This is a genomic window from Curtobacterium sp. UCD-KPL2560 (assembly GCF_001705035.1).
GTDB lineage: Bacteria > Actinomycetota > Actinomycetes > Actinomycetales > Microbacteriaceae > Curtobacterium.
The window spans coordinates 1-12,206 of the sequence record NZ_MCIG01000012.1 but is presented as its reverse complement, the minus strand read 5'-3'; the positions used below and the strand labels follow the sequence as shown (position 1 = coordinate 12,206).

The following is a 12,206-nucleotide window of genomic DNA, read 5'->3' as shown; positions in this document are numbered from 1 at the left end:
TGCGACTCGCGCAGGAAGCCATCGACGCCTTCGCGTCCGTGCGGTAGCCCAAGAGTCGACGGTCGACGGCATGGTCCTGCGAGACTCACCGCATGGAACTCGACGACCTCGGCCCGCGGATCTGCATCCTGGGGCCGTCGAACAGCGGCAAGTCGACCCTCGCGGCCGCCATCGGCCGAGCTCGGTCCCTTCCGGTGGTCCACCTCGACCAGTACCGACACCTGCCCGGGACGCAGTGGGTCGAACGTCCCGACGGTGAGTTCGCTCGCATGCACGCCGAGGTGCTGGGAACGGAACGATGGGTCATCGACGGCAACTACTCGCGCTGGCTCCCTGAGCGGTTGCAGCGAGCGACCGGTCTGGTGCTCCTGGACGCGTCGACTGCAGCGAGCGTCGTCCGGTACGTCCGCCGCACCCTCTTCGAACCCGACCGCGCCGGGAGCTTGGAGGGCACGCGCGACCGCCTCCGTGTCCAGATGATCCGGTTCCTGCTCGGACCTACCAGGAAGAACCGGATCCAGTACCGACGCGCCTTCGACGAGTTCGACCGGCCGAAGGTGCTGCTACCGGACCGCGCGGCGCTGGAGACCTTCGCCCGCCGCAACGACCTGGTCCGGCACGATCGGTGACCGCTGTCCCGTCCGGTCGACCATCACCCGACGGGAGGGCGTGCAGAGCAGATCCGCGGTCTCGCGCGGCGCGAAGCGCTGCTCGAAGTCCCGTTCGTTCGGCAGCCAGACGTCCTGCCACAGCGCGTCGTGGCTGCGGCCGAGTGCCCGGTCCCGAGCGATCCCGCGGCGGGCAGCCGTGTCGAGGTCGACGTCGCACCAGACGGTCACGTCGAGTGCGGGGAGCGCCTCAGGGTGGAAGAGCCCGATGAGGTCGACCACGAGCATCCTCGCCAGCGGTACCGGTTCCTCGGGGCCGAGGGCCCTCCGGCCCCAGTCGTACCGTCGGAAACGGCCGGCGCGTCCGTCCCGGAACGGTTGCAGCACCGTCTCGACCAGGCGCGCACGCTCGACGCCGTCCCAGTCCGCCGAACGGAGGTGTGACCGTGCCGGATCGAGGAAGTCGTCGCCACGCATCCGCACGGCACCGGGAAGTGCTCCGACCAGGCTGCGCGCGAGCGTCGACTTGCCGGACCCGCAGAAGCCGGAGATGCCGATGACCAGCGCGCGCTCCGACACCTGTTCCTGCTCGACGATGTGCGCGAGGACGTCGACCTGATCCATCCGGAGAGCGTACGAGGAGATCTCGACCTGCGTGCGCTCGTGATCGACCGACGACGAGACCCGCGATGCGACCGCCGCGCTCGGCTCAGTCGCGGGTCGATCGCGTCGCGCGCACCGAGAGCCCCACGAACACCACCGCGATGAGCAGCGCCACGCCCGCGAGCGCCAGCAGCGGACCGGACCGGGACGCGTCCCACACGAACGCGAGGACCAGGCCGACGACGCCGAAGCCCGTCGCGACGAGACCGAGGGCGAGACCGTTGCGCACGACACCACGCTCGCGTGGATGCCGAGGTCCTGTCAACCCGGCTCCCGCGGAGCCCCGATGCGCCGACCTCAGTCGAGGAGCGCGCGCAGCCGCCGGATCGCACGGGCGTTGAACGGGGCGTCACCGTGGTACCCGCGCACGCCGGGCGGGCGACGACCGCTGAGCAGGTAGCCGATGACCTGCGGCCCCGACATCCCGAGCGACCGGAGGTGTTCCACCGCCTCGCGCGCACGGCGCACCGACCGCTCGTCGGGCAGTCCTCCGCGGGTCGCGTCGAGGAGGCGGACGAACCCGTCCTCGACGGCATCGCCCACGTCGAGACCCTGGACCTCGCCGCTGTCCAGGTCGAGCGCTCCGACGAACTGCGCCCACCCGGAGAGCGGCTCAGCCGGGTCCTCGGCCACGACGACGACGCAGTCCGCTCCGAGCCGGAGGCCGGCGAGCAGCTCGTAACTCGGCCGGACCACCGCCACCGCGGTCCGGTCGGGGATCGCGGTGCGGGTCCGGAGGGTGCGGTGGGGCCAGGACGACAACAGGTCCGGCACGAGTGCCTTCTCGTTCGCGACGACCAGACCGCCGAGGTCGCGGTCCTGCCGGAGCTCGATCGCGGTCCGCGCCGCGCGGTCGACGCTGGACGGCCCCCACGGGACGAACAGCACTGCAGGGGGCGCGACGGTCACCGGCACCTCGTGGACCTCACTCGTCATCGGTCACTCCTGCCCGCGGACCGCGCATCGTCCGCGCGGCCCAGCCACGCAGCGCGCGTCCGGTCGCCGACTCGTTCCAGGAGGCGGTGCTGGCGCCGGACGCAGCGCGGTGCGACCCGCCGTGGCCGTCCGGCTCCCCGCAGCGCCAGCGGTCGAAGACGCTCGTGCAGAAGGCGACGACCGCCGCGTCGATGCCGGGTGCGGCGCCACCGGTCGGGGGCGCTGCCTGCGGGGTGGACCCGTCGGGTACGTCGTTCGTGTCGTGGTCCATCTCACCGTGAAGACGTGCGCACGAGGCGGAACGTCACAGATCCACGGGTGACACGCCGTTCGGGCGGCGCTCGACCGCGCGGTGCATGCTCGGAGGTCCGACCGGTCCGCGTCGGGACGGCCGAGCGACGGGTGGGGATGAGCGACGACGACCCGCTCGCGAGAGCCGCTGACGCGACGCTCGTGGTCCGCGCCGCGGACGGCGACGTCCTCGCCTTCGAGGTGCTCGCTCGACGGCACGGGCCGCTGATGCGGGTCTACGCCGAGCAGGTCCTCGCGTCGAACGTCGAGTCCGACGACGTCGTGCAGGAGTCCTTCCTCACCGCGTGGCGGAAGCTCTCCGAGCTCGAGGAGCCGGCACGCTTCCGCGCCTGGGTGCTGCAGATCACCACCCGGAAGGCCCTCGACCGGCTCCGCCGTCAGCGGCACCACGACGACGTCGACGAGGTCGCACACCCCGCCGATGCCGTCCGGACGCCGGAGCGTATCGTCGAGACACGGCAGCAGACCGACGCCCTGTGGGCAGCCCTCGACCGTCTGCCCACCGACCAGCGCCGGTGCTGGCTCCTGCGCGAGACCGCGGGCATGTCCTACCAGGAGATCGCCGAGGAACTCGAGCTGTCCCCCTCGACCGTGCGGGGGCTCCTGGCCCGTGCGCGACGGTTCCTCGCAGTGGAGATGGAGGGGTGGCGATGAGCGACGACGTGACCGTGCACGACGGCGACGACCTCGACGGCCACACGATCGAGGAGCTCGCGGAGTACCTCGACCGCGGTCGCACCCCCGTCGACCCCTCGATCGAGCGATCGGCCGGGTGCCGCCTCGCCCTGTCCAACCTGCAGCGACTCCGCGAGCTGTCGACGGACGCGCTGCTCCGTCGCGCCGACGACGACGCCGACCGCGAGACCGGGTGGATCGACCGGCTGCTCGACGCCATCCGCTCCGAGGTGCGCTCCGGCCGGGACGTCCCCGTCCCGCACCCCGACCCCCGACTCCGGCTCGCCGTGACCGAGGCGGCCGTCCGCGGCATCGTCCGGCGTGCCGGCGACGGGATGCGGACGGTCCTGATGGGCCGGTGCTCGCTCGACGGCGACATCGGCACGCCCGACGCCCCCGTCCGCGTCGACATCACCGCGGGCCTGCTCTACGGCGCCTCGGCCGACGAGACCGCCGACGAACTCCGCGCGGTCGTGCAGCGCGCCCTCGAACGCCACACCGCACTGCGGATCGAGTCGATCGACGTCCGCTTCGACGACGTCTTCCGGCCGTGAGGAGCACCCTGTGAACGACGACGAGCTCTCCCGGACCCTCACCACGGCCGTGCGCGGGGTCCCCGGCGTGGTCGCCGTGCACCCGCCGCGACCGATCGCACACGCGGCCGCCGAGATCGCGGCGGCGGCCTTCGCGCTCCACGAGCCGGACGCGGTCGTCGACGTCCAGCGACACGGCTCCGCGCTGCGGATCGTGACCGGCATCGCCGTCGCCGACGAGCGGCCCGCCACGGACACCGTCCGCGAGGTCGGCGAGCGCCTGCGCGACGTCGTCGACGGGCTCGGCGGCACGCGCGCCGACGTGATCGACGTCTGGGTGCGGCTCGTCGAGGGCGTCTAGACCGCCTTCCGGACACCAGCTCGACATCGTCGGCCCAGCGGGGCGCTCCGCCGTGGGGAGACCGACTGGTCTCCGCTCGTGACGTGTTCGGGAACGTGAACCTGGTCGTCACCGTCGTCGTGCTCGTCGCCGTGGTGGCGCTCGTCTCGTGGGGCGTGCAGTCGCTCGTCGCGCGTCGGCGTCGCTCGCTCGACACCCGCCGGGAGGATTGAGGTCCTCGGCGGTCGGGGCATCCGTGCGCTGCACCACGCCGCGGCCCGGCGCGCGGCCGTGGACAGCGAGCACGGCACGCTCGACGCGCCGGTGCAGCTCGCCCAGCCGGTCTAGACCGCCCGCTCCCCCAACGTCGCCGCGACGTCCGCCGCCAGCTCGTCCCGCGTGGGCGGGTCCGCGCCCGGCCGCGACACCGTGACCGCCGCGCACGCCAGCGCGAGGGCCGCGAGCCGCCCGAGCTCGTCCTCGTCGAGGTCGACCGGGGCCGTCCCCGTCGCGAGGACGCCGGCGAGCAGCCCGGACATGAACGAGTCGCCCGCACCGATGGTGTCCGCGACGTCGACCGCGGGCGCCGGCAGCGTTCGGCGCGCACCTGCGGTGGCGATCGCGCAGCCCGAGCCGCCGAGGGTCACGGCGGCGAGGCCGGCCCCGTGCTCGAGCAGGCCGTCGAGCACCGCGTCGACGTCCCGGTCCGGCCAGAGCCAGGCCGCGTCCTCGTCGCTGCACTTCACGACATCGGCCTCGGCGAGCAGTGGCGCGAGGGTCGCGAGCACGCCGTCGCGGTCCGGCGTGATGGTCGGTCGCACGTTCGGGTCGACCGACACCAGGGCACCGGTCGGGCGGGAGCGGACGGCGTCGAGCACCACCTGCGCGCCCGGCTGCAGCACCGCGCCGATCGAACCGACGTGCACGAGCGGGGTGCCCGCGGGGACGTCGACGGCGTCGAGCCGCCAGTCGAGGTCGAACTCGTACGAGGCACCGCCGTCCTCGCCGACGGTCGCGACCGCCGTCGAGGTCCGGTCGATCGCGGTCGCGTCCACCTGCACGTCGCTCGCGCCGACGTGGTCGCGGACCGACGCACCGCGGGCGTCGTCGCCGAGGGCGCAGACGAGCCGTGCGGGCCGGCCGAGCCGCGCGAGGCCGACGGCGACGTTCATCGGGCTGCCGCCCGGGTGCTCGACCCGCCCCTCGGGGCGGTCGACGACGTCGACCAGGGCTTCTCCGATGACGATGACGGTGTCCATGCCGCCCACCCTGGCAGAGTGCGCGCGGGTTCCGCAGCGTCCCCACGGGGCGGACGGGAGGCACGGTGCGGGCCCGCCCCGCGCCTCCCGTCCGCGCCCGAGCGCGTCGCGTCGTCCGGGGCACGCGCTCACCAGGCTGCTGGCCGGTGCCCAGGAGTTGACTGCTGGGACCCGACCCGACCGTCGAGATGGAGTCCCGATGCTGTCCCTGATCTACTCGAGCATCGCGACGCGTCCGCTCGGTGACGACGACCTGGCCCACCTGCTCGAGCAGAGCCGACGGGCGAACGCCGAGAACGACATCACCGGCGTGCTGCTGTTCCGGAACGGGTACTTCCTGCAGCTGCTCGAGGGGCCGGACCGGGCGGTGCGCACGAAGATGGAGACCATCAAGCACGACGACCGGCACACCAAGGTGACCGTCCTGCTCGAGGACGTCGTCGAGGAGCGGCAGTTCCCCGAGTGGACGATGGGCTACCCGGCCGAGGACACCGACGTCGAGCAGGCGCCCGGCTACCGGACCACGTTCGACGACCTCGACGGCGGCGCCCAGGTGGCGTCCCTGCCGGCGCTCCGTGAGCTCATCCGGTGGTTCCGGCCCCGCGGGGACTGACGGGGCAGGGTCAGTCCGTGGTCAGGGCGCGGTGCAGGTACGCCAGGCGCGCGCCTGACCGGACGGCCGGGAGGCGCCCGCCGTTCTCGAGGGTCGCCAGCCCGTGGACCGCGGCCCAAGCGACCTCGGCTGCCGTCCCGTCGCATCCGGGGAACGCTGCCTCGATCGCGGCGAACGCGCGCTGCAACGGCCCGGCCCCGGCACCGGTGCCGAACTCCAGGCCCGACGGCATCGAGAACATCGCTTCGTAGACACGCGGCTGGTCGGCCGCGAACGCCAGGTACGCCTGCATCCGCGGGAGCGGCTCGGCGGGGACCGCCTCGAGCCCTGCTGCGATCGCCTCGAAGCCCCGGAGTGCGACCGCGTCGATCACCGCCTGTCGCCCCCCGGGGAACGCCGAGTAGACCACCGGCTGCGTCGCCCCCAGCGCACTCGCGAGCCGTCGCATCGTCACGGCCTCCCACCCTTCGCCCTCGGCGACGGCACGAGCGGCCCGGACGATCTGGTCGCGTCGGAGGTCGAGGTCGGGAGCGGGTCGAGGTGCCATGCGAGCACCGTAGCAAGAGGCGTTAGGTAACAGCACTAGACAGGCGTTCCCCCGAGCAGTACGCTCGAAGAAGAACGTTGTTATCTAACCTCGAAAGGCATCACCCGTGGTCACAGTCGCCCTCATCGTCGCCGTCCTCGTCCTCGCGCTCGCCTGAGCACGCAACCCGGCCGCGCGCCCGGCTCCCTCGCTGCGCCCCGTCGACTCCTTCCGCACCACCGACTCCGAGAGGTCACCCTGATGAGCACCACACACGACACCGACGACACCACCACCGAGGACGTCGTCCGCGCGTTCTACGAACCGTTCCGCACCGGCGACACCAGCGCCTACGACGAGGTCCTCGCCGAGGACTGGACCGACCTGCCGCTCGCACCGGGCCAGGAACAGGGGCCGGCGGGCATGAAGGGGCAGATCGCGCAGTTCCGGCAGGCGATGCCCGACTACGCGGTCGAGCACCAGGACTTCGTCGTCCAGGGCGACAGGGTCGCCGTCCGGAACACCGTGTCCGGCACCCACCAGGGCGTCTTCATGGGACACCAGCCCACCGGCAAGCGCATCGAGATGCGCACCATGGACGTCCACCAGGTGCGCGACGGGAAGATCGTCACGACCTGGCACCTGGAGGACTTCGCCGGCCTGATCGCGCAGCTGAACGCTCCCGCGGACGCCCCCACCCCGGCAGCCTGGGGCTGACGGCACGCGACACAGGACGGGTGCGGACGCGACACGGGTCCGCACCCGTCGATCGCGCTCGGCCGACGGCCGTGGGTGCGGCGCGACGCCGGGCCGCACCACGTCCGGCACGTCCCGCGGACGGGAGGCGCGGGTCTGGCCGGCACCGCGCCTCCCGTCCGGCACGTGGTCCGGACACCGGTCGCGGCGCGGCCGGTCAGGACCGGCCCGGCTCCGCGACGTCGCGGGCCGACCCGGCCGGCCCGACGGAACCGGCCGCCCCGTCCTGTCCGGCCGACCCGTCCTGTCCGGCCGACCCGTCCTGTCCGACCGCCCCGTCCTGACCGTCGGGCCGGAGGACCGCCGCGAGCTGCGCGCGCCCCCCGATCCCGAGCTTCCGGTACGCCGCGTACAGGTGCGCCCCGACGGTGCGCGGCGACAGGAACATCTGCTGCGCGATCGCCCGGTTCGTCAGCCCGGTCGCCGCGAGCGTGCAGATCCGCAGCTCCTGCGGGGTGAGCACCGGGACACCGGACGGCGGCGCCTCGGGCAGGCGTTCCCCGGTCGCCCGGAGGACCTCGCGCGTGCGTCGTGCCCACGCGTCCGCGGCGGTGTGCTCCAGGACCGACAGCGCCGCGTGCAGCACCGGACGGGCGTCCGCACCGCGACCGGACCGGCGGAGGTGGTCGCCGGCGAGCAGCAGCGCCCGGCCCTGCACGTACGGCATCGGCAGGGGCTCGGCGAGGAGTCGCCGGACGGCCGCGTCGGGGTCCCGCTCGAGGGCCAGCGCGGACTCGGTGTAGCGCAGGGCAGTCACGAGGATCGGTCCGTGCCACCGCTCGTGCAGGGCGGCCAGCCGATCGCGGTGCCGTTCGACCAGGTCACGGGCGTCGGTGGCGAGCGCGGCGTCGACGAAGTCCTGCGTGGTGAGCACCGCGAAGGTCGGGTTGTGGCCGTCGGCGTCCGGGTCGAGCAGGTGCCGCAGTGCCTCGCGGGCGTCGCGCGGACGCCGGTCGAGCAGCGCGCTCACGGCCGTCGCACCGGCAAGGTTGGCGCGCATCACGCTCGACTGTAGGACGTGCGCGCCCTCCTCCGAGCCGCCGGCGATCGCGTCGCGGTCCGGTGGGACGCCGTCGATCGCGGCGAACCAGGCGACGCAGGAGCGGGCCGCGGTCGTGTAGCCCGCGTCGCCGAGGTCGCGGCCGAGCACGACGGCCTCCTCGGCCAGCTCCCGCGCGCGCACGGTCCGGCCGGCCTGGTAGTTGCTCATCGAGGCGCCGAGGAGCGCCTGCGGGAGCACCCGGATGTCGCCGAGCGCCCGGAGTCCGGCGACGGCGTGGTCGAGGCGTTCCCGGGCACCCTCGATCTCGCCCGCGACGTTCAGTGCGTAGCCGAGCCACCAGGCCTGCTCGGGGTCGTCGGTGACGCTCGGGTCGAGCGCGAGGACGCGGGCGACCACCTCGTCGCCGCGGGCGATCGGCTCGGTGACCGCGGCGAGCACGACGGCGCGGGGGTCGTCCTCGGGGAGCGGGAGCGCGCGGACCGCGGTGAGCATGGGGGCGTCCGGGAACGCCTGGCGGTTGTGGTCCCAGGCGATCGCCGCGAGGTGCAGCAGCGCACCCGTGGCGAGGTCCACCGCGCCGTGCCGCTGCAGGTCGCCGACCGCGGCGAGCGCCGGACCGAGGTCGCCCCGGGCCAGCGCCGTGTGTCCGGTCGGCAGCGTCTCGCGGATCCACGCGGCGCGGGCGAGCAGCACGGGGTCGGTCGTCTCGGTGACGGCGCGCTGCAGGAGCAGCGCCGCGTCGGTCACGCGTCCGGCCAGCCCGGCGCAGTCCGCCGCGTCGAGCAGTCGTGCGACCCGACCGCCGCCGGCCGGGGTGAGCTCGGCCGCGCGCTCGGTCGCCCGCGCGGCGGTGACGAGGTCGCGTGTCGTCAGGGCGTCGGCTGCGTGCGCGGCGAGCTCGTCGGCGAGCGCCGGGTCCGGGCCGGTCGCGAGTTCGGCGCGCCACCACAGCGTCCGGTCCGGGTCGTCGGCGTGCTCGGTCACGAGGGCACGGAGCACGGCGGCACGTTCGGACGGACGGCTGATGTTCGTCACGGCGGTCTGCACGAGCGGGTGCCGGAAGCGCAGGCCCCCGCGGTCCGACCAGACGAGGAGCGACGCGGCCACCGCCCGGTCGATCCACGAGGGGTCGGGGTACCGGCCGAGCGCGGCGTGCACGGCGCGTCCGGCGTCCTCGGCGGTGGCGGTGCCGCCGAGCGCGACCGCGAGCACGGCCAACCGGGCGGGCTGGTCGAGCTCGCCGAACCGCTCGGCGAAGGCGGACTCGAGGCGCCGGGTCACGGCGCCGTCCTCGCCCGCGGTGCCGTCCCGCCCGCTCAGCTCGACGAGGGCCAGCGGGTTGCCCTGGGCGAGGTCGAGCAGGGCCCGTCGTGCGGCGCCCACCGGCGGTCGGTCGAGCGCGTCGAGCAGCGCCTCGGCGTCGTGGCCGTCGAGCGGTCCGAGGTGCACGCGGTCGAGGTCGGTCTGGTCGCCGTCGGGCGGCAGGCGGGTGGTCACGAGGACGACGACCGGGTCCTGACCGATGCGCCGGGCGAGCATGCGGAGCGCCCACTGCGACTCGGGGTCGACCCAGTGCAGGTCCTCGACGACGAGCAGCACGGGCCGTTCGGCGGAGGCGTCGGTGACGAGCGTGAGGGCCGCGAGCCCGGCCATCAGCGGTGTCGGTGCCGCGGCGTCGGACCGGCCGAAGGCGGCGTCGAGGGCGTCCCGCTGCGGTCCCGGCAGGGCGTCGACCGCGTCGCGCAGCGGGTGGAGCAGGAGCTGCAGGGCGGCGTACTGCGCGCCCGACTCGGACAACGAGCCCGCGGTGCGCAGCACCCGGACGCCGCGGTCCTGCGCGTACGCGGCGACCGCGTCGACGAGGGTGGACTTGCCCACGCCGGCGTCACCGTCGACGACGACGGCCGAACCCCGGGTGGCGATCTCGTCGACCAGACCACGGAGACGCCGGAGCTCCCCGTCCCGGCCGACGACGGCGGCACGCTCCTTCACACGCCCAGTGTGGCACCGACGCGCGGATCGGACACCTCGGCACGACGACCCGGGCGGGCCGTCGCGTCGACGGCGGCGAGTGCTGCGGCCGCGGGGCTCCCCGGCGTCCCGTAGAAGGTGGTGAGGAACGCGGCACCCCCGTGCACCTCGAGGGTCTGCGAGCGGAACGTCACCGCGGTGGCCGTGCTCCCGGTGACCGCGCCCCCGTCGGCCGCCCCGTCGGTGCGGGCCGTCCCGACGTCCACGGTGACCGTGCCCGCCCGCCGGGGACGGGCCTCCTGGCTGTCCCACACCCGGCGGACGACCGCGGACCGCGCGGACAGCCCGCGGACGAGCGCCGCCAGGCGCGGCGAGGCCGGGTCGCCGTGGAACCGGAGGGCGGCCGTCGCGTCGGCGACCGCGATCTCGCGCTCCCGCAGCAGGCGGGGGTCGGTCGTGTGCGCGACCTGGTCGACGAGCGCCTCGAGCAGGTTGTCGCCGACATCGCTGCCGGACGGGACGAACCACCGCCCGAGCGCGTTCACGACCACGAGGTCCTGGTGCCGGTCGACCACGACCGCCGGGACACCCGACCAGGCGGACACCATCGCGACCAGGCCCTCGAGGTCGGCGGACGGTGCGCTCGACCTCGGACCGTGCTGCCCGGCGAGCCGGAACAGGTGGTCGCGACCGTCGGGGTCGAGGTGGAAGGTGCGGGCCAGGGCGGACAGCACCTGCACGGAGGGGCGGCGGTCCTTGCCCTGCTCGAGGCGCAGGTAGTAGTCGGCGCTGATCCCGGCGAGCTCGGCGACCTCCTGGCGGCGGAGCCCGAGGACCCTGCGCCCCCGGGTCACGGGCAGGCCGGCCTGGTCGGGTCGGAGGCGGTCGCGGTGCGCCCGCAGGTACGCCCCGAGCTGCACGGTCTCGTCCGCCCCGAGCTGCACGGTCTCGTCGTCCACGGTGCGGCCTCCCTCCCGGTCTCGACGGTAGGGCAGCGGCGACGAGCGACCCAAGCCGTCGACGACCTAGATCCGGGGCGCGGGGTACCTAGATCCGCGCCGCCTCCCCCGTGTCCGCGCGGCTGCGGCGAGGGTGACCGCAGCGGGGCCACGACGGGCGCCCCGGTCGCTCCCTAGCGTTCGGGACGTCCGCGGGTCGACGCACCGGCGGGAGCAGCCGGGTCTCCACCCGACACCAGCACCAGCACCAGCACCAGCACCACGACAGAGAGGAACGTCGATGTCGACACCCACCATCGTGCTCGTCCACGGAGCGTTCGCGGACTCCGCGAGCTACGCCCCGGTCACCCGCGCCCTGCTCGACCAGGGCCACACCGTCCGCGTGCCCGCGGTGCCGAACCGCAGCCTGCTCGGCGACGCCGCGTACGTCCGCTCGGTCGTCGAGCAGATCGACGGCCCCGTCCTGCTCGTCGGCCACTCGTACGGCGGCGCGGTCATCACCGTCGCCGGCGCCGCCGAGAACGTCGTGGGGCTCGTGTACCTCGCCGGCTACGCGCTCGACGAGGGCGAGAGCCTCGGCGCGCTGCAGGGCGGCTTCCCGGACTCCGACCTCGCGGCGAACCTCGTCTACACGCCCTTCCCGGTGCCCGGCGCCGAGGACGGCACGGACGTCTCCGTCGACGTCACCGCGTTCCCCGAGGTCTTCGCCGCCGGGGTCGACCGCCGGACCACCGAGGTCCTCGCCGTCTCGCAGCGCCCCCTCGCGGCCCTGGCCTTCGGCGAGGAGGCCCCCGTCGCCGCCTGGCGGACGAAGCCCGCGTGGGGCATCGTCTCGGCCGCCGACCACACCATCAACCCGGCCGTCGAGCGGTTCGGCTACGAGCGCGGCGGCTTCCGCTCGGTCGTCGAGCTCGACGCCCCGCACCTCGTCATGCTGTCGCACCCCGACGAGGTCGTCGCTTTCATCGCCGACGCCGCCACCGCGGTCGCCTGACCGCCCCGAGCCCAGCACGGTCGCCCCGCGACCCGGCCCCGCCGCGCTCGCCCGACCG

At 74.5% G+C, this 12,206-nt stretch carries 16 protein-coding genes; 8 read left to right on the top strand and 8 right to left on the bottom strand.

All coding sequences use genetic code 11. From position 1 onward, the window contains the following. Nucleotides 1-92 precede the first annotated feature (92 nt). Entirely contained in the window at nt 93-629 is a 537-nt protein-coding gene (locus BEP24_RS05125; RefSeq protein WP_065960988.1) for an AAA family ATPase, read from the top strand. Here BEP24_RS05125 and BEP24_RS05120 read toward each other — a convergent pair. From BEP24_RS05120 to BEP24_RS16895, 4 genes are all read right to left on the bottom strand, one after another. Then, nucleotides 564-1,232, bottom strand: coding sequence for a uridine kinase (locus BEP24_RS05120; protein WP_065960984.1), 669 nt, complete (start codon nt 1,230-1,232; stop codon nt 564-566). The two genes, BEP24_RS05125 and BEP24_RS05120, sit on opposite strands and share 66 nt — an antisense overlap. A gap of 85 nt (nt 1,233-1,317) precedes the next feature. Beyond that, the gene (locus BEP24_RS05115) at nt 1,318-1,500 is read right to left on the bottom strand and encodes a hypothetical protein (RefSeq protein ID WP_065960982.1); all 183 of its coding nucleotides are present in this window, start codon (nt 1,498-1,500) and stop codon (nt 1,318-1,320) included. A gap of 68 nt (nt 1,501-1,568) precedes the next feature. Continuing rightward, nucleotides 1,569-2,207 (bottom strand): hypothetical protein, encoded by a 639-nt coding sequence (locus BEP24_RS05110; protein WP_065960981.1) that lies wholly within the window; start codon nt 2,205-2,207, stop codon nt 1,569-1,571. Then, a complete protein-coding gene (locus tag BEP24_RS16895) occupies nt 2,197-2,478 on the bottom strand; it encodes a hypothetical protein (RefSeq protein ID WP_065960978.1) in 282 nt (93 codons plus the stop codon). Before BEP24_RS16895 ends, BEP24_RS05110 begins: the two co-directional genes overlap by 11 nt. A 137-nt stretch (nt 2,479-2,615) precedes the next feature. Between BEP24_RS16895 and BEP24_RS05100 the strand changes: the two genes are divergently transcribed. The 4 genes from BEP24_RS05100 (at nt 2,616) to BEP24_RS18120 (ending at nt 4,300) form a co-directional block, all read left to right on the top strand. Then, nucleotides 2,616-3,173, top strand: coding sequence for a sigma-70 family RNA polymerase sigma factor (locus BEP24_RS05100; RefSeq protein WP_065960975.1), 558 nt, complete (start codon nt 2,616-2,618; stop codon nt 3,171-3,173). Then, a complete protein-coding gene (locus tag BEP24_RS05095) occupies nt 3,170-3,748 on the top strand; it encodes an Asp23/Gls24 family envelope stress response protein (RefSeq protein WP_065961076.1) in 579 nt (192 codons plus the stop codon). Before BEP24_RS05100 ends, BEP24_RS05095 begins: the two co-directional genes overlap by 4 nt. Nucleotides 3,749-3,758: 10 nt before the next feature. Beyond that, nucleotides 3,759-4,088 (top strand): hypothetical protein, encoded by a 330-nt coding sequence (locus tag BEP24_RS05090; RefSeq protein WP_065960973.1) that lies wholly within the window; start codon nt 3,759-3,761, stop codon nt 4,086-4,088. A gap of 83 nt (nt 4,089-4,171) precedes the next feature. Next, complete coding sequence (locus BEP24_RS18120; RefSeq protein WP_290439172.1) at nt 4,172-4,300, top strand: hypothetical protein; 129 nt, start codon at nt 4,172-4,174, stop codon at nt 4,298-4,300. A 111-nt stretch (nt 4,301-4,411) separates the two neighbouring features. Here the strand turns inward: BEP24_RS18120 and BEP24_RS05085 are convergent, their stop codons facing one another. Then, a complete protein-coding gene (locus BEP24_RS05085; RefSeq protein ID WP_065960971.1) occupies nt 4,412-5,326 on the bottom strand; it encodes a carbohydrate kinase in 915 nt (304 codons plus the stop codon). Nucleotides 5,327-5,525: 199 nt separating this feature from the next. Here BEP24_RS05085 and BEP24_RS05080 point away from each other — a divergent pair, with 199 nt between their 5' ends. Beyond that, on the top strand, nt 5,526-5,939 hold the full coding sequence (locus BEP24_RS05080; protein ID WP_065960970.1) for a BLUF domain-containing protein: 414 nt from the start codon (nt 5,526-5,528) through the stop codon (nt 5,937-5,939). A 10-nt stretch (nt 5,940-5,949) separates the two neighbouring features. Here BEP24_RS05080 and BEP24_RS05075 read toward each other — a convergent pair whose 3' ends face one another. Continuing rightward, nucleotides 5,950-6,486, bottom strand: a complete 537-nt coding sequence (locus tag BEP24_RS05075) for a TetR/AcrR family transcriptional regulator (protein ID WP_065960965.1) — start codon at nt 6,484-6,486, stop codon at nt 5,950-5,952. 240 nt (nt 6,487-6,726) lie between these two features. Between BEP24_RS05075 and BEP24_RS05070 the strand changes: the two genes are divergently transcribed. Continuing rightward, nucleotides 6,727-7,182 carry an ester cyclase gene (locus BEP24_RS05070; protein WP_065960963.1) on the top strand — a complete coding sequence of 152 codons (456 nt, stop codon included), beginning with the start codon at nt 6,727-6,729 and terminating at the stop codon, nt 7,180-7,182. 196 nt (nt 7,183-7,378) lie between these two features. Here the strand turns inward: BEP24_RS05070 and BEP24_RS05065 are convergent, their stop codons facing one another. Both BEP24_RS05065 and BEP24_RS05060 read right to left on the bottom strand, forming a co-directional pair. After that, nucleotides 7,379-10,216, bottom strand: a complete 2,838-nt coding sequence (locus BEP24_RS05065; RefSeq protein ID WP_065960961.1) for a LuxR family transcriptional regulator — start codon at nt 10,214-10,216, stop codon at nt 7,379-7,381. Beyond that, nucleotides 10,213-11,154 (bottom strand): helix-turn-helix domain-containing protein, encoded by a 942-nt coding sequence (locus tag BEP24_RS05060; RefSeq protein WP_171898726.1) that lies wholly within the window; start codon nt 11,152-11,154, stop codon nt 10,213-10,215. The genes BEP24_RS05065 and BEP24_RS05060 overlap by 4 nt, the downstream gene beginning before the upstream one ends. A gap of 280 nt (nt 11,155-11,434) precedes the next feature. Here BEP24_RS05060 and BEP24_RS05055 point away from each other — a divergent pair, with 280 nt between their 5' ends. Continuing rightward, nucleotides 11,435-12,148, top strand: coding sequence for an alpha/beta hydrolase (locus tag BEP24_RS05055; protein ID WP_065960959.1), 714 nt, complete (start codon nt 11,435-11,437; stop codon nt 12,146-12,148). The last annotated feature ends 58 nt before the right edge of the window (nt 12,149-12,206 follow it).